Origin of the sequence: Arthrobacter hankyongi (assembly GCF_022012395.1) — a bacterium.
In the GTDB taxonomy this organism is placed as follows: domain Bacteria; phylum Actinomycetota; class Actinomycetes; order Actinomycetales; family Micrococcaceae; genus Crystallibacter; species Crystallibacter hankyongi.
The window spans coordinates 428,699-444,810 of the sequence record NZ_JAKLTQ010000001.1 but is presented as its reverse complement, the minus strand read 5'-3'; the positions used below and the strand labels follow the sequence as shown (position 1 = coordinate 444,810).

Genomic DNA, 16,112 nt, shown 5'->3' with positions numbered 1-16,112 from the left:
GGGGAGGTCGCTAGGTGCCCAGGGATGTCGGGACGCGTTTGGCGTAGGCCTTCAGGTCGAAGTCCGGGTCGGCGGCCTGTCCGGGGGTGAGCGTCCGGCCGGCGGCCAGCAGGCGCCGGGCGGCCATGTGGTCGGCCGGCTGGTTGACGGACTCGACGGCGGCCAGGGCGCCATCGCGGTAGCAGAAGACCGAGAACCTGCCGGTCCGGGGATCCCCGCGCAGCACGGTCTGGTCCCCGGGGGCGGACAGCCCGGCGATCTGCAGCTTCAGCGCCCCCTGGGTGGACCAGAACCAGGGCAGCTCGGCGTAGGGTCCGGCCGGTACGGTGCCGGTCAGGGTGCCGGCCAGGTGGCGGGCCTGGTCGGTGGCGTTCTGCACCGATTCCAGGCGCAGCCGGGCGCCGGCATGCGCCTGCGGATAGCTGGCGCAGTCCCCGAGCGCGTAGATGTCCGGGTCGCTCGTTTGCAGGGACGCATCGACCGCTATGCCGTTGTCCACCGCCAGCCCGGCGGCCTCGGCCAGCTCGGTGCGCGGGGTAACGCCGATGCCGGCCAGCACCAGGTCCGCCGGGTAGGTGTGCCCGGCGGTGGACACCGCGGCGGCCACCTGCCCCGCGCCGTCGCCGGTGAACGAGGCGATTCCCTCGCCCAGGCGCAGGGCGGTGCCCATCTGCCGGTGGGCGGCGGCGAACCACTCGCTCGTGGGACGGGACAGGGCCCGGGCCATCGGACGGTCGGCGTATTCGAGCACGGTGACCGCGATGCCGCGGGCGCGGGCGGCGGCAGCGAACTCCAGGCCGATGAACCCGGCACCGATCACGACGGCGTTGCGCACCGTGTCCAGGCGCCGGTGGACGGCCTCGGCGTCGGCCAGCGTGCGCAGTCCGTGGATGCCGGCCAGACCGGCCCCGGGCACCGCCGGTTCCCGGTTGGCCGCGCCGGTGGCCAGCACCAGCTTCGTGTAGGCCAGCACGGACCCGTCGGACAGGTTCACGGTGTGCCCGTTACGGTCGATGCCGGTCACCGCCACCCCGGTGCGGCAGTCCAGGCGCGCGTCGGCGAAGAATTTCTCCCCACGCAGCGGCAGCGGCGCCGGGGCCGCGCCGCCGTCGCGCACCGCCAGGTAGTCCTTGGACAGCGGCGGGCGCTGGTAGGGGAAGGCCGCCTCGTCGCCGACCAGGGTGATGTCCCCGGTGAAGCCCGCGGCGCGCAGCGAGTCGGCCAGTTGGACGCCGGCCTGGCCGTTGCCGGTGATGACAATGCGGTCCCGAGCCGTAGTGTCCACGGCTCAGACCTGGCTCTCGGGCAGGTCGACCTCGACCGCGTCCAGGCCCTCGCCGACCGTGACCTGGCAGCCCAGCCGCGAGCGGTCCGTGCGCTCTTCGACCGTGCAGTCGAGCATCTCGTCCTCGTCGTCGCTGATCTCCGGCAGCGCGTCGAGGTATTCCTCGCGGACGTAGACGTGGCAGGTGGCGCACATCGCCTGCCCGCCGCACTCCCCGACGATCCCGGCCACACCGTTGGTCACCGCGGCGCGCATCAGCGAGGTCCCCGGCTCCACCTCCAGCACATCCACATCGCCGCCGGCATGATTGAAAGTGATCTTTGCCATGATGGTTTCCTTTCCTACTTCCGGTCCCACAGGACGGGCAATTCGGTCATGCCGCGGAAGACCCAGCCCGCATCCACAGCGGGGTGCCCCGGATCCAGCCGCAGGCTGGGCAGTTCGGCGAAGAGCTGCGGCAGGGCGATGCCGGCCACGGAGGCCTTGGCGACCCAGGCCCCGGCGCAGTAGTGGTTGCCGCCGCCGAAGGCCAGGTGCGGCTTCTTCGGCCGGTTGATGTCGAAGACTTCCGGATCCTCGAAGACCTTCGGGTCCCGGTTGGCCGCCCCGACGACGACACCGAGCCGGGCGCCCCGGGGCAGGGCCATGCCTTCGAGCACGGTATCGCGGGTGACTTCGCGCGGGTACATGCCGATCGGAGCCACCCAGCGGACCGACTCCTCGAACACCGCAGGGAAGAGCGAGGGGTCGGCCAGCACCTGGGCCAGCTGTTCCGGGTTGGACAGCAGGGCCCAGACGGCCACGCCGAGGACGTCGCGCGGCTCGTTCAGGCCGCCGCCGATGGTCATTTTCATGTTGGCGCGGATGGCTTCCATCGGGATCGGCATGCCGGCCAGTCCCGAGAGCAGGCTGTTGTCCGGGTTCTTCAGCAGGTACGGCAGGATCTCGTCGATCGCGTCGTCGACCTCGTTGTAGGACTTTTCCGACGCCGCCCAGACCTCCGGATCGTCGGCATAGTTGCCGGTGCCGTTGATCATGGTCTGCGACCAGCGCTGCAGGTCCTCCTGCGTGGCATTGTGGAAGCCCATGATCAGGCGCAGGTTCTCGGCCGCATAGGGCGCGGCATACTCCCAGATCAGATCCGCGCCGGGGCCTGCAGCCTTGAGCCGGGCCAGGTACTTGTCGCTATTGGCCTGGAAGATCGCGTTCCAGGTTTCCTTGATCGCCTTCGGGCGCAGCACCGAGCCGTAGGACTTGCGGTCCACATCGTGCTCGGGGTCGTCCTTGCGCAGCATGGAATGGCCCATCGCGCGCTTCATCAGCGAGTTGGTCTCGTTGGCCGAGTAGATTTCCTGGTCGTTCTCGATGATGTGGCAGGCCTCGTAGCTGGTCACCATGTAGCGGTTCACGGCCGGCACCCAGTGCACCGGGGCCTCCTCGCGCATCCTGCGGTAGATCGGGAACGGGTCCCGGTGCAGGTCTTCAATGGTGACCCAGTCTGCGGTGGGAACGGGGCGGGCCTCGGCCTGGACGCTCATCCTGGACTCCTCATGTTGGCGGGCGGCTGCCCGTGTGATCTGGCTTGCCTCCGAGTGTGGCACCCGTCATATCCTCGGGTAAAGTTCATAAAAGTTGGATATATCCAAATAAAAATGATGGAAGGAGCAGTCGTGGCCCGCTACACCCTGCGCCAGCTGGCCTACTTCGTTGCCGTCGCGGAAACCGGCGCCATCTCGGCGGCTGCGGACGAGCTGCGGGTGTCCCCGACGGCGGTGGCGGCGGCGCTGGGGGAGTTGGAGCGGATTTTCGATACCCAGCTCACGGTGCGGCGCAAGGCCCATGGTGTCTCGCTCACTCCGGCCGGCTCGCATCTGCACTCCCGTGCCGCGGCCCTGCTCCGGGATGCGGAGGAGCTGGAGCTGAGCGCCGCCGCCGGGGGGACGGAACTGGCCGGCCCGCTGCTGGTCGGCTGCTACCTGACCGTGGCGCCGACCATTCTGCCGGTGCTGCTTGAAGGCTTCACTGCCGAACACCCGAAGGTGCAGCTGGACTTCGTCGAGGGCACCCAGGACGAGGTGCAGGAACGCCTCTTCGCCGGCGAGCTGGACCTGGCGGTGGTCTACGACATGGACCTGCGGCCCGGGCTGGGTTCGGTGCTGCTCTACGAGGTGGCGGCCTATGCCCTGCTGCCCGAGGACCACCCGCTGGCCCGGCGGGACAAGGTTTCCCTGGCCGAACTCGCCGCCGAGCCGATGATCCTGCTGGACGCCCCGCCGAGCAGCCACCACACCCTGTCGCTGTTCGAGGACGCCGGCGTGTCGCCGCTGATCCGCTACCGCACCACCGACTTCGAACTGACCCGGTCGCTGGTGGGCCGGGGAACCGGCTATTCGGTGCTGGTCCAGCGTCCGGCGGTGGACGCCAGCTACGAGGGCCGGCCCGTGGTGGCGAGGCCGATTGTCCCGGCCGTGAAGCCGATCGCGGTGCGAATGATCTGGCCCGAGGCGATCCGGCCGACCGACCGCGCCCGGGCCATGGTCGAATTCGCCGCCGGCGCGGTTCCGGCTGCCCTGGGTCCGCCGCGGACGCAGCTGAAGTAGCCGAAGGGGCTGCCGCACGCGGACGGTTTCCCGCCCCGCCGGGGGCGGCTAAGCTGTTCGCGTGCCTCAAACAAATCTTTCAGATTCCCCCGGCCCGGGCACCCGCGGTGGCGGCGGGATCGTGATTTCGGCCCGGAACCTGACCAAGAAGTTCGGCGACGTCGCCGCCGTCGACGGCATCTCGTTCGAGGTCCGGGCCGGCGAATCCTTCGGATTGCTCGGCCCGAATGGCGCGGGCAAGTCCACCACCATGCGCATGATCGGCGGCGTCTCCCGGCGCAGTTCGGGCGAACTGGCCATCATGGGCCTGGACCCGGACCGGTACGGTCCGGAAGTCCGCGCCCACCTCGGCGTCGTGCCGCAGCAGGACAACCTGGACGAGGAACTGCGGGTGCGGGACAACCTCATCGTCTACGGGCGCTACTTCGGCCTGCCGCACAGCTACCTGCGGCCCAAGGCGGACGAACTGCTGGAGTTTGCCCAGCTGACGGACAAGGCCAAGTCCAAGATCGATGCGCTCTCCGGCGGGATGAAGCGGCGGCTGACCATCGCCCGGTCGCTGATCAACGAACCCCGGATGCTGCTGCTGGACGAACCGACCACCGGGCTGGACCCGCAGGCGCGGCACATCCTCTGGGACCGGCTCTTCCGGCTCAAGGAGAGCGGGGTTACGCTGATCCTGACCACCCACTACATGGACGAGGCGGAGCAGCTGTGCGACCGGCTGATTGTGGTGGACAAGGGACGGATCATGGCCGAGGGATCCCCGGCGGCGCTGATCCGGGAGCATTCCACCCGCGAAGTACTCGAGCTCAGGTTCGGCTCCGAACGCAACGCGAGCGTGGCTGCCGAGCTGGCCGGCATCGGCGAGCGGCAGGAGACCCTGCCGGACCGCGTGCTGATTTATGCCGACGACGGCGAGGCGGCGCTGGAGCAGGTTTCCGCGCGGGGCCTGCGCCCGCTCACCACGCTGGTGCGCCGTTCCAGCCTGGAGGATGTCTTCCTCCGCCTGACCGGCAGGAGCCTCATTGACTAGGACCTGGCAGCCGGCGGACGCCGCTGCCGCCGGCCGGCAGCGCGCGGGCCTGCGCCCGCCGCTGGACCCCCTGCAGTCCGCGGCCCGGGCGCGCCGGTTCGGGTCCTTGTACTACCTGGAGCACTGGCTGCGGGCGATGCGCGGCTACGGCTGGACGGTGGCCCTGACCGCCGTCGGCACACCGCTGGTGTACCTGTTCGGCCTGGGCGTGGGCCTGGCCGCCCTGGTCGATGCCAATACCTCGGCCGCGGCTTCCCTGGGATCCGGCCGCCCGGTCCCGTACCTGGTCTTTGTGGCCCCGGCCCTGCTGGCCACCGCCGCCATCATGGTGGCCACGGACGAGAACACCTATCCGGTGATGTCCGGCTTCAAGTGGCGGCGGACCTACTACGGTCCCAATGCGTCCCCGCTCTCCAGCCACCAGCTGGTCAACGGCCACTGCCTGGGCGTGCTGTGCCGGCTGCTGCTGACCACCGGACTGTATTTCCTGTTCCTGCTGCCGGCCGGCGCCGTGCTCGAAGCCAGCGGCTGGATGATGATCCTGACCTCGGCGCTGGGCGGGCTGGCCTTCGGCCTGCCGGTGATGGCCTATGCCGCGCGGATCGAGGAGGACAAGGGGCAGTTCGCCCTGGTCCAGCGGTTCATCGTGATGCCGCTGTTCCTGTTCTCCGGAACCTATTTCCCGCTGGAAGCGATGCCGCTGGTGGTGCGCTGGATCGGCTGGATCTCGCCGCTGTGGCACTCGACCGAGCTGGGCAGGGTGCTCAGCTACGGCCAGGCCGAGCCGGCCTGGTTGACGGCGGTCCACCTCGGCTACCTGGCGCTGCTGGCGGTCGCCGGCTGGCTCGCTGCCCGGCGGATCTATGCCAGGAGGCTGGGCAAATGAGCCAGCGCACCATCACCGGCCCGGGCCGTGCGGCCGCCGCCCCGGTGCCGTCCCGGCGGCCGCTGGCCTCGCTGTACGCCGGCAACGTGCGCGCCGTCGTCGGCCGCGGTCTGCGGGCCACCTGGTCGAGCAACTGGGCCATCATGGCCAGCGGATTCGTGGAACCGGTGCTGTACCTGGTGGCGATGGGCATCGGCCTGGGCTCGCTGATCGGCACCGTCCAGGGGCCGGGCGGGGAGCAGATCGGCTACGCCAGCTACATCGCGCCGGCCCTGCTGGCCGTGTCCGCCATGAACGGGGCCGTCTATGACTCGACCTGGAACGTGTTCTTCAAGCTGAACTTCGCCAGGCTCTACGAGGGGATGCTCAATACCTCGCTCGGTCCGCTGGATGTGGCGCTGGGCGAGATCCTGCTGGCGCTGCTGCGCGGCGCGCTCTATGCGACCGGCTTCACCGCCGTGATGGGGGTGATGGGGTTGATCACGACGCCGTGGGCGCTGCTGATGATCCCGGCGGCGGTACTGATCGCCTTCGGCTTCGCGTCGTTCGGGATGGGTATCACCAGCTACATGAAGACCTTCCAGCAGATGGACTGGATCACCTTCCTGATGCTGCCGATGTTCCTGTTCTCCGCGACGTTCTATCCGCTGAGCGTCTACCCGGAACCGATCCAGCGGCTGATCCAGGCCCTGCCGCTCTGGCATGGCGTCGAGCTGCTGCGCCAGCTCAACGCCGGGGTTTTCAACGCGGCTACGGCCATCCACGTGCTCTACTACGTGGTGATGATCCTGCTGGGCCTGCTGCTGACCACCGGCCGGCTGCGCAAGCTCTTCCTCAGCTAGCGCAGCGAGTGGCCGGAGCGACGCGCTAGCCAACCGTCCGGGGAACGGGCCATGATGGAATGGCCCCGCGGCATCCGGACACACCGCACGCGAGCATCCTGCATGATGGCGCCCTGCACGGACAAAGGAGTTGGCGATGATCGGCAAGTGGCAGGCACTGGTAATCGACTGCGCGGATCCGGACAAGCTGGCCACGTTCTACGAACAGCTGCTGGGCATGATCCGGCTCCAGCAGGACGACGGCTGGGTGAGCATCGGGGATGCGCCGGACCGCCCGGCCATCGCCTTCCAGCAGGTGGCGAACTACGAGCCACCGCAGTGGCCGGGCCAGGAGCATCCGCAGCAGATGCACGTGGATGTGAAGGTCCGGGACCTGGACATCGCCGAGGAGCTGGTCCTGCAGCTCGGGGCCGAAAGCATGGACGCCGGCACCGGGACGTTCCGGGTCTACGTCGATCCCCAGGGGCACCCCTTCTGCCTGGTCCGGTGGTAGCCGCTGTACGCTGGTGGCGTGACTACTGACACGTCAACAAACCGTCCGCCGGCGGGACGGCGCCTGGAACTGGGCTTCCTCAGCTTTGTCCACAACACCGGCCGGCGCACCAGTCCGGTGGATGCGGCCCGGGCACTGCAGGACGGCATCGGCCTGTTCCGCCGGGCGGAGGAACTCGGCTATGACACCGGCTGGGTGCGGAACCGCCACTTCGAGCCGTTCCTGTCCTCGCCGCTGGTGTTCCTGGCCGCGGTTTCCCAGCGCACCAGCCGGCTGCGGCTGGGCACCGCCGTCGTGCCGGTCCGCTACGAGGATCCGATCCGGCTGGCCGAAGACGCGGCCAACCTGGACCTGCTCAGCGGCGGCCGGCTCGAACTGGGCCTGAGCAGTGGCTACCCGGCGGCGGTGCTCGAGGAGCTCTTCGAGTCGGGGCCGCCGAACGGCGTGGCGGATTTCCGCGGCGAGGTGCAGCGCCGGCTGGGCCGGCTGCTCGCGGCGCTGCGCGGGGAGGTCCTGGCGGTCCTGGACGAGCCGTTCTCCACCCTGCCCGCCGGCGACGAGCTGACCCTGACCCCGCCGGCGCCCGGCCTGGCGGACCGGCTGTGGTACGGCGCCGGCAGCCTGGCTTCGGCCGAACGCGCCGCGCGGCAGGGATTCGACCTGCAGGTATCCACGCTGAATACCGAAGAGACCGGGGACCCGTTCGAGGTCCGCCAGGCCGAGCAGGTCCGGGCCTACAAGAAGCTGCTGGCCGAGCTCGAGCCGGACCGCGGCCCCCGGGTCAGCGTGTCGCGGATCATGCTGCCGTACCTGAAGGACGAGGACGGCGCGGAACTGCAGGACTGGCTGAAGTTCTATGCCGGGCGCATGGACGAGCAGGGCAGGCCCCGCACGGGCGCCTCGATGCGCTTCAGCCCGGCTTACCATGGGGACCCGGAGGCCATCCTGGACGCGCTGATGGCCGACGACGCGCTGCAGGAGGCCACCCAGCTGGTCGTGACGCTGCCCTCGCTGGCCTCGCCGGAACTGCACCGGCGGACCCTGCAGCTGGTCACCGAACACATCGCCCCGCAGCTGGGTTGGAGTCCGGCCCGCTGACGACGGCGCGGGGCGTTTCGCTTCAGGTGGAAGGCGCCGCAGCCGGTGCGCGGATTTGAGAGAATATACCCATGCGATCGCTCGGCAACAACCCCGTCCAGTCCTCCTCGTCCACCTCCGCCAACCCCACGCCCCGCGGCTGGCCTTTCAAGGCAGGAAGCATCGGCATGGCCGTGATGGTGCTGGTGTTCCTGTTCGCCGTGGTCTTCGCCGCGAACCAGAACGACGTGATCGGCTGGATCATCGCGATCATCGCGCTGGGCTGGCTGCTGCTGGCCGTGTTTGTGGTGTTCGGCGTCCGCGGGGCCACCCGGAAGGCCCAGGAGAAGTTCGCCACCATCCAGGCGGACCTCGCCAGCCGGGCCGCAGGCGGACCTGCCGGACCGAACGGCGGCACCGAGCTGGTCGAGGAGGAAGTCACCCGGGTCAACGCCGTCCGGGACCAGAAGCTGGACCACAGCTTCAAGATCGTCCAGGTCCAGGTCCGCGTCATCCGCGACTACCTCGGCAAGGACACCGGCATGGTCGAGCGCGCCCTCGAAACCATTGAAATCACCGCCCACAACGGCCGGGGCATGATCAAGAACGACGACGGCGGCGAGCCGGTTACCGGCACGGTTGTCAACTGATCATCCGGCGCGGGTAAGGTAGTCGAGTGAGTTTGGCAACCGAAGCAAGCGTGCAGGCGACAGCAGCGGCCGGAACCCGGCTGCGGATCGCATCCGTGAACGTCAACGGCATCCGCGCCGCCTACAAGCGGGGCATGGATGCGTGGCTGGCCGACCGCGGGGTGGACATCCTGTGCCTGCAGGAGGTCCGCGCCCCCGATGCGGTGGTGCGCGAACTGCTCGGCGACGGCTGGCACATCCTGCACGCCGAGGCAGAGGCCAAGGGCCGCGCCGGCGTCGCTATCGCCTCCCGCGAGGCGCCGGTGGCCACACGCGAACACATCGGCCACGACTATTTCGCCACCGCCGGCCGCTGGGTCGAGGCGGACTTCCAGGTCCCCGGCGCGGCGGGCACCAGCGTGCTGACGGTGGTCAGCGCCTATGTCCACTCCGGCGAAGTGGACACGCCCAAGCAGGTGGACAAGTACCGTTTCCTGGACGTCATGGTGGAGCGGCTGCCCGCGCTGAAGGCCAGCCGCGACCACGTGCTGGTGGTCGGGGACCTGAACGTGGGCCACACCACCCTGGATATCAAGAACTGGAAGGGCAATGTGAAGCGGGCCGGTTTCCTGCCCGAGGAACGCGCCTATTTCGACCGGTTCTTCGGCGAGGAGATCGGCTACCTGGACGTACACCGTTCGCTCGCCGGCGAGGTGGACGGCCCGTACACCTGGTGGTCTTGGCGCGGGCAGGCCTTCGACAACGACACCGGCTGGCGCATCGACTACCACATGGCCACCCCGGAACTCGCCGCGCTCGCGGCGGACGCTGTGGTGGACCGCGCCGCGTCCTACGATGCCCGCTTCTCCGACCACGCCCCCCTGGTTATCGACTACCAGTTCTAGAAGGTTTCCATATTCCATGACTGCCAGCACCACTGAATCCACCGGCTCCACGGACGGCGCAGCCCCCGCGGAGGGCACTGCCACCGCTCCAGAGGGCGCCGCGCCGTCGCCGCAGGCCGCGGGCAGGCGCCAGCGCCTGCTTTCCGGCATGCAGCCCTCGGCCGATTCCCTGCACCTGGGCAACTACCTGGGCGCCTTGGTGAACTGGGTCAGGATGCAGGACGAGTACGAGGCGATCTACTTCGTCCCGGACATGCATGCCATCACGGTGGATTACGATCCGGCCGAGCTGGCCACCCGCACCCGCGTCACCGCAGCCCAGTACATCGCCGGCGGCATCGACGTGGATAAGTGCACGCTCTTCGTGCAGTCGCACGTGCCCGAGCACGCCGAGCTGGCCTGGGTGCTGAACTGCATTACGGGCTTCGGCGAGGCCTCGCGGATGACCCAGTTCAAGGACAAAACGCAGAAGCACGGGTCCGACGTCGCCAGTGTGGGCCTGTTCGCCTATCCGGTGCTGATGGCCGCGGACATCCTGCTCTACCGCCCGAACGGCGTCCCGGTGGGCGAGGACCAGCGCCAGCACCTGGAGCTGGCCCGCAACCTGGCGCAGCGCTTCAACTACCGTTTCGGCGAAACCTTCGTGGTGCCGGAGCCGGTGATCCAGAAGGAGGGGGCGAAGATCTATGATCTGCAGCTGCCCACCGCGAAGATGTCCAAGTCCGCCGAATCCCCGGCCGGCCTGATCAACATCCTGGACAACCCCAAGCAGGCGGCCAAGAAGATCAAGTCGGCGGTGACCGATGCCGGCACCGAGATCCGCTTCGACCGCGAGACCAAGCCGGGCATCTCCAACCTGCTGACCATCTACGCGAGCCTGAGCGGCAAGAGCGTGGAGCAGCTCGTTGCCGAGTACGAGGGCAGGATGTACGGGCATCTAAAGGTGGACCTGGCCGAGCTGGTGGTCGAGACGCTGACGCCGATCCAGCAGCGCGCGCACGGGCTGCTGGACGATCCGGCCGAGCTGGACCGCCTGCTTGCCCGCGGGGCCGAGAAGGCCCGGGGCATCGCCGCGGCGACCCTCGCCGACGTCTATGACAAGGTCGGCTTCCTGCGTCCCGGGAGCCTGCGCTAGCAATGACCGCGCAGTCCCCGGACAGCAGCATCGCCGTCGAAAACCCGGACGATGGCGGGTCGGGCGCGGACGGGCAGATGGGCCAGGTGGGCGTGGTGATCGGCGTTCCGGAGCCGATGGCCAGCGAGCTGGAGCAGTGGCGGGCCTCCTTCGGGGACCCGCTGGCCGCCGTCATTCCGCCGCACATCACCCTGGTGACGACGACCCCGGTCACGGACTGGGCGGCGGCCACCGAGCACGTGCGCGCGGTTGCCCGCGGGCAGGAGCCGTTCACCGTCACGATCCGCGGGACCGGCACCTTCCGGCCGGTATCCCCGGTGGTCTACGTCAACGTCTCCGAGGGCTTTGCCTCCTGCGTCCAGCTGCACCGCAAACTGCAGTCGGGCCCGCTGGCCCGGGAGCTCGAATTCGACTTCCATCCGCATGTCACCGTGGCCCACGGGGTGAGCCTGGCCAGCATGGATGCTGCCGAAGCGAAGCTGGCCGACTATGCCGCGACTTTTACCGTCAGTAGCATGGGCTTGTACGAGCACGACCAGTCGGGCGTATGGATCCTACGGGAAGAGCTGAGCTTTGACGCGGAGCCGGACCACGGTGACCGCGCCGGAGGCGGCCGGGACTGACTCCGGCGAGCCGCTTCCGCTGCGGCACGGGCAGCTGCGCGCGCAGGTGGTCCGGCGGCGGCGCGAAGTCAGCCAGGCCCGGCGCGAAGCGGGAATCATTGGGCGCCTGGTGGCCTGGAGCAATTACCTGTTCGCCAGGTTCAACGCAACCCGGCCACTGCGGGTCTGGAACCTTTACCTCATGCGCCACGGGCCGCTGATGGCAGCCGGCAGCGCCTACAACATGTTCTTTTCCGTGGCGGCCATGCTGGTCGCCGGGTTTGCCGTGTTCGGCCTGGTCGCTTCCAACACGCCGCGGCTGCAGGTGGCCATCATCGCGATCCTCAGCCATTCCGTCCCGGGCCTGATCGATACCGGCAGCGGCGGGTTCGTCACCCCCGAGCAGCTCTTCTCCCACGGCACCACCTTCAGCCTGACCCTGGTGGTTTCGATGATCACCCTGCTGCTGGCTTCGCTGGGCTGGATCGCCGGCCTGCGCGAGGGCCTGCGGGGCATCTTCGGGGTGCCGCGGCTGACCGGGAACTTCTTCCTGATCAAGCTCAAGGACGTGGGCATCCTGCTGCTGCTGGCCGTGGCACTGGTGCTCACCTCGATACTGGCCATCCTCGCCGGCACCTTGCTGGAGCTGGCGGCCGGCTGGCTGGAGTTCGTCGGCGCGCTGGCCTACCCGCTGGCCATCGGGCTGGGCCTGTTGGTGATGCTGCTGTTGGACATGGCCGTGGCGGTGGTGCTGTTCCGGCTGGCTGCGAGGCTGCCGATGAGCCGGCCGATGCTGTGGCAGGCTTCGCTGATGGTGGCCGCAGGCAGCGCCCTGCTGCGGTTCTTCGCCTCAGCGCTGCTCGACGGCGTGGCGCAGAATCCGCTGCTGGCGCCGTTCGCCGTGGTCCTGGGCCTGTTCGTCTGGTTCTTTTTCCTCAGCCAGCTGTACCTGCTCGCTGCGGCCTGGGGCGCGGTGGGCATGGCCGACGCCCGCACGCCGGCCCGCACCAAGGATGTGCGGCGGCGGGCCAGGTCCGTCCGGCAGCAGTCCCGGCGCCTCCGCGGCCAGCAGGGCACCCGGCCGCGGCACCGGCGGGCCACTCCGGCCGGTGCCTGATCCGGTTCAGCCGGGCGGAAGGAACCCATCGGCCCAGACCGCGACCAGCCCGGCGATCCGTTCGGCCTGCCACCGCTCGGTCAGCAGGTGGTCGCAGCCATCGAGCGAGATGAAGGACTTGGGCTGTGCCGCGGCGGCGAAGATCCGTTCAGCGTTCGCCACCTCCACGGTGGCGTCGGTGGGGGAGTGCAGCACCAGCAGGCGCCGGCCCAGCGAGGCGATCGGGCCGGACAGGTCCGTGCCGAGCAGGTCCGCCACCAGTTCCCGGCGGATCCGGAAGGATTCCCGGCCGAGGATGACCGCTGCCGAACCGTCGAGCTGGACCTCGTCCAGCACATGCTCGAACAGATGCACCACGTGCCGCGGCTCGAACGGGGAGCCGATGGTCACCACTGCGGCAGCCTCCGGCACGGAGGCCGCAGCGGCCAGCACCGCGGCACCGCCGAGCGAGTGCCCGATCAGCAGCCGGGCCGGCCGTCCCTGCCGGTGCATGAAGCGGGCCGCGCAGACCACGTCGGCGATCTTGGTGCCGAAGGTTCCCTCGTGCCAGACGCCCGAGGAGCCGCCGAGGCCGGCCGCGTCATAGCGCAGCACGCCGATGCCGCGGGCAGCCAGGGCCTTGGCCACGCGCGAGGCCGCGGCACTGTTCTTGCCCAGCGTGAAACCATGGCAGAACACCGCCCACGCCCGCACGGTGCCGTCGGGCAGGTCCAGGACCCCGGCCAGGGTGGTGCCGTCCACGCCGGGAAACTTCACCGGTTCAAAGCGCGGCATGCCTGCTCCTCGGCCGGCCCGGCTGCCGGGCAGCCGGCGCCGGAAAGCGGAACGGCACTGCTTCCGCCCGGCCGGGCGGAAGCAGTGCCGTTCCAAAGGTGCGAGTACGCAAACGGTCCTAGATCTTGCGGTTCAGGACGGCCTGCTTGACCTCGGCGATCGCCTTGGTCACCTGGATGCCGCGGGGGCACGCCTCGGTGCAGTTGAAGGTGGTGCGGCAGCGCCACACGCCTTCCTTGTCGTTGAGGATCTCCAGGCGCATGTCGCCGGCGTCGTCACGCGAATCGAAAATGAAGCGGTGCGCGTTGACGATGGCGGCCGGTCCGAAGTACTGCCCGTCGGTCCAGAAGACCGGGCAGGAGGAGGTGCAGGCGGCGCAGAGGATGCACTTGGTGGTGTCGTCGAACCGCTCGCGGTCCTCCGCGGACTGCAGCCGCTCGCGGGTGGGCTCGTGGCCGCTGCTGATCAGGAAGGGCATGATCTCGCGGTAGGACTGGAAGAACGGTTCCATGTCCACGATCAGGTCCTTCTCCACCGGCAGGCCCTTGATCGCCTCGACGGTGATCGGCTTGGACGTGTCCAGGTCCTTCAGCAGCGTCTTGCAGGCCAGCCGGTTGCGGCCGTTGATGCGCATGGCATCGGAGCCGCAGACGCCGTGCGCGCAGGAACGGCGGAAGGACAGCGAGCCGTCATGCTCCCACTTGGCCTTGTGCAGGGCGTCCAGCACCCGGTCCGTGCCGTACATGGTCAGCTTGAACTCGTCCCAGTGGCCCTCGTCGGACACTTCCGGGTTGTACCGGCGGACCCGCAGGGTGACGTCGTAACTGGGGATCTCGCCGCCGCCGCCGATGCCGGGAGCCAGTTCGACCTTCGAGGCGGGCTCGACGGGTTCGGTATTTTGCGCGGTCATTAGTACTTCCTCACCATCGGTTCGTAGCGCGTGAAGACAACCGGCTTGGTTTCCAGCCGGATGCCGGCGACGTGTTCGGTCTCTGCCGTCTCGTCCAGGTAGGCCATCGAGTGCTTCATGAAGTTGACGTCGTCGCGGTCCGGGAAGTCTTCCCGGAAGTGGCCGCCGCGGGATTCCTGGCGGTGCAGCGCGGCAACGGTCATGACCTGGGCCATATCCAGCAGGAAGCCGAGTTCGACCGCCTCCAGCAGGTCCAGGTTGAAGCGCTTGCCCTTGTCCTGGACGCTGATGTTCTTGTACCGCTCGCGCAGCGAGGCGATCACGTTCAGGGTCTCGGTCAGGGACTGCTCGGTACGGAACACCTGGACGTTGGCATCCATGGTGTCCTGCAGTTCCTTGCGCAGCTGGGCGACGCGCTCGGTACCGTTGGCGTTGCGCACGGTCTCGACCAGCCGGATGGTGTCGGCGTCGGCGTCCTCCGGGACCTCCACCCAGTCCGCGGTCTTGGCGTACTCGGCGGCATTGATGCCCGAGCGCTTGCCGAAGACGTTGATGTCCAGCAGCGAGTTGGTGCCCAGGCGGTTGGATCCATGCACGGAGACGCAGGCTACCTCGCCCGCGGCGTACAGGCCCGGGATGATCGTGTCATTGTCCTGCAGCACCTCGCCCTTGATGTTGGTGGGGATGCCGCCCATGGCGTAGTGCGCCGTCGGGAACACCGGCACCGGCTCGGTGTACGGCTCCACGCCCAGGTAGGTGCGGGCGAATTCGGTGATGTCCGGGAGCTTGGCGTCGATGTGCGCTGGTTCCAGGTGGGTCAGGTCCAGCAGGACGTAGTCCTTGTTCGGGCCGCAGCCGCGGCCTTCGCGCACCTCGAGGGCCATGGAACGGGCCACGATGTCGCGCGGGGCCAGGTCCTTGATGGTGGGGGCGTAGCGCTCCATGAAGCGTTCGCCCTCGGAGTTGCGCAGGATGGCGCCTTCGCCGCGGGCGGCCTCGGAGAGCAGGATGCCCAGGCCGGCCAGGCCGGTCGGGTGGAACTGGACGAACTCCATGTCCTCCAGCGGGATACCGCGGCGGAAGGCGATGCCCATGCCGTCGCCGGTCAGCGTGTGGGCGTTGGAGGTGGTCTTGAAGACCTTGCCCACGCCACCGGAGGCGAAGACCACGGACTTGGCCTGGAACACATGGATCTCGCCGCTGGCCAGGTCGTAGCTGACGACGCCGGCCACGCGCTTCTGCTTGAAGGGGGTGCCGTCCGCGCGGACGGCGTCCTCTTCGAGCACCAGCAGGTCCAGCACGTAGTACTCGTTGTAGAACTCGACATTGTGCTTGACGCAGTTTTGGTACAGCGTCTGCAGGATCATGTGGCCGGTACGGTCCGCGGCGTAGCAGGCCCGGCGCACCGGGGACTTGCCGTGGTCGCGGGTGTGGCCGCCGAAGCGGCGCTGGTCGATCTTGCCTTCGGGCGTGCGGTTGAACGGCAGGCCCATCTTCTCCAGGTCAAGTACGGCGTCGATGGCTTCCTTGGCCATGACCTCGGCGGCGTCCTGGTCAACCAGGTAGTCGCCGCCCTTGATCGTGTCGAAGGTGTGCCATTCCCAGTTGTCTTCCTCGACGTTGGCCAGCGCGGCGCACATGCCGCCCTGGGCCGCCCCGGTGTGCGAACGCGTGGGGTACAGCTTGGTCAGTACTGCGGTTCGTGCGCGCTGGCCGGATTCGATCGCGGCGCGCATACCGGCGCCGCCGGCACCGACAATGACGACGTCGTACTTATGGACCTGCATGCTGGATGCTCTTTCTGTTGGAACTAAAGGTAGG

17 protein-coding genes are annotated in these 16,112 nt (G+C 68.8%); 11 read left to right on the top strand and 6 right to left on the bottom strand.

Features of this window, described 5'->3' with window-relative positions; all coding sequences use genetic code 11:
* Window positions 1-10: 10 nt before the first annotated feature.
* The 3 genes from LVY72_RS01945 to LVY72_RS01935 are packed head-to-tail and all read right to left on the bottom strand — an operon-like array spanning window position 11 to window position 2,823.
* On the bottom strand, window positions 11-1,285 hold the full coding sequence (locus LVY72_RS01945; RefSeq protein WP_237817760.1) for an NAD(P)/FAD-dependent oxidoreductase: 1,275 nt from the start codon (window positions 1,283-1,285) through the stop codon (window positions 11-13).
* Between the two features lie 3 nt (window positions 1,286-1,288).
* A complete protein-coding gene (locus tag LVY72_RS01940; RefSeq protein ID WP_237817759.1) occupies window positions 1,289-1,612 on the bottom strand; it encodes a 2Fe-2S iron-sulfur cluster-binding protein in 324 nt (107 codons plus the stop codon).
* 14 nt (window positions 1,613-1,626) lie between these two features.
* Entirely contained in the window at window positions 1,627-2,823 is a 1,197-nt protein-coding gene (locus LVY72_RS01935) for a cytochrome P450 (RefSeq protein WP_237817758.1), read from the bottom strand.
* Window positions 2,824-2,937: 114 nt separating this feature from the next.
* On the opposite strand from LVY72_RS01935, the gene LVY72_RS01930 reads away from it, so the two are divergent.
* From LVY72_RS01930 to LVY72_RS01880, 11 genes are all read left to right on the top strand, one after another.
* Window positions 2,938-3,885, top strand: coding sequence for a LysR substrate-binding domain-containing protein (locus tag LVY72_RS01930; RefSeq protein WP_237817757.1), 948 nt, complete (start codon window positions 2,938-2,940; stop codon window positions 3,883-3,885).
* A gap of 61 nt (window positions 3,886-3,946) precedes the next feature.
* A complete protein-coding gene (locus LVY72_RS01925) occupies window positions 3,947-4,921 on the top strand; it encodes an ABC transporter ATP-binding protein (RefSeq protein WP_237817756.1) in 975 nt (324 codons plus the stop codon).
* On the top strand, window positions 4,914-5,807 hold the full coding sequence (locus tag LVY72_RS01920; RefSeq protein WP_237817755.1) for an ABC transporter permease: 894 nt from the start codon (window positions 4,914-4,916) through the stop codon (window positions 5,805-5,807). The genes LVY72_RS01925 and LVY72_RS01920 overlap by 8 nt, the downstream gene beginning before the upstream one ends.
* A complete protein-coding gene (locus LVY72_RS01915) occupies window positions 5,804-6,649 on the top strand; it encodes an ABC transporter permease (RefSeq protein ID WP_237817754.1) in 846 nt (281 codons plus the stop codon). Before LVY72_RS01920 ends, LVY72_RS01915 begins: the two co-directional genes overlap by 4 nt.
* A gap of 136 nt (window positions 6,650-6,785) precedes the next feature.
* A complete protein-coding gene (locus tag LVY72_RS01910) occupies window positions 6,786-7,142 on the top strand; it encodes a VOC family protein (protein ID WP_237817753.1) in 357 nt (118 codons plus the stop codon).
* A gap of 18 nt (window positions 7,143-7,160) precedes the next feature.
* Window positions 7,161-8,240, top strand: a complete 1,080-nt coding sequence (locus tag LVY72_RS01905) for an LLM class flavin-dependent oxidoreductase (protein WP_237817752.1) — start codon at window positions 7,161-7,163, stop codon at window positions 8,238-8,240.
* 71 nt (window positions 8,241-8,311) lie between these two features.
* Window positions 8,312-8,869 carry a hypothetical protein gene (locus LVY72_RS01900; RefSeq protein WP_237817751.1) on the top strand — a complete coding sequence of 186 codons (558 nt, stop codon included), beginning with the start codon at window positions 8,312-8,314 and terminating at the stop codon, window positions 8,867-8,869.
* 26 nt (window positions 8,870-8,895) lie between these two features.
* Window positions 8,896-9,753, top strand: a complete 858-nt coding sequence (locus LVY72_RS01895) for an exodeoxyribonuclease III (protein ID WP_237817750.1) — start codon at window positions 8,896-8,898, stop codon at window positions 9,751-9,753.
* 16 nt (window positions 9,754-9,769) lie between these two features.
* The gene (gene trpS / locus LVY72_RS01890; protein ID WP_237817749.1) at window positions 9,770-10,888 is read left to right on the top strand and encodes a tryptophan--tRNA ligase; all 1,119 of its coding nucleotides are present in this window, start codon (window positions 9,770-9,772) and stop codon (window positions 10,886-10,888) included.
* A gap of 2 nt (window positions 10,889-10,890) precedes the next feature.
* A complete protein-coding gene (locus LVY72_RS01885) occupies window positions 10,891-11,511 on the top strand; it encodes a 2'-5' RNA ligase family protein (RefSeq protein ID WP_372463665.1) in 621 nt (206 codons plus the stop codon).
* Complete coding sequence (locus LVY72_RS01880; RefSeq protein ID WP_237817748.1) at window positions 11,483-12,607, top strand: YihY/virulence factor BrkB family protein; 1,125 nt, start codon at window positions 11,483-11,485, stop codon at window positions 12,605-12,607. The genes LVY72_RS01885 and LVY72_RS01880 overlap by 29 nt, the downstream gene beginning before the upstream one ends.
* A 6-nt stretch (window positions 12,608-12,613) precedes the next feature.
* On the opposite strand, the gene LVY72_RS01875 is transcribed toward LVY72_RS01880, so the two are convergent.
* From LVY72_RS01875 to sdhA, 3 genes are all read right to left on the bottom strand, one after another.
* Entirely contained in the window at window positions 12,614-13,381 is a 768-nt protein-coding gene (locus tag LVY72_RS01875; protein WP_237817747.1) for an alpha/beta hydrolase family protein, read from the bottom strand.
* A 118-nt stretch (window positions 13,382-13,499) separates the two neighbouring features.
* Window positions 13,500-14,291 (bottom strand): succinate dehydrogenase iron-sulfur subunit, encoded by a 792-nt coding sequence (locus tag LVY72_RS01870; RefSeq protein WP_237817746.1) that lies wholly within the window; start codon window positions 14,289-14,291, stop codon window positions 13,500-13,502.
* Window positions 14,291-16,078 (bottom strand): succinate dehydrogenase flavoprotein subunit, encoded by a 1,788-nt coding sequence (gene sdhA / locus LVY72_RS01865; RefSeq protein ID WP_237817745.1) that lies wholly within the window; start codon window positions 16,076-16,078, stop codon window positions 14,291-14,293. The genes LVY72_RS01870 and sdhA overlap by 1 nt, the downstream gene beginning before the upstream one ends.
* Window positions 16,079-16,112: the final 34 nt, after the last annotated feature.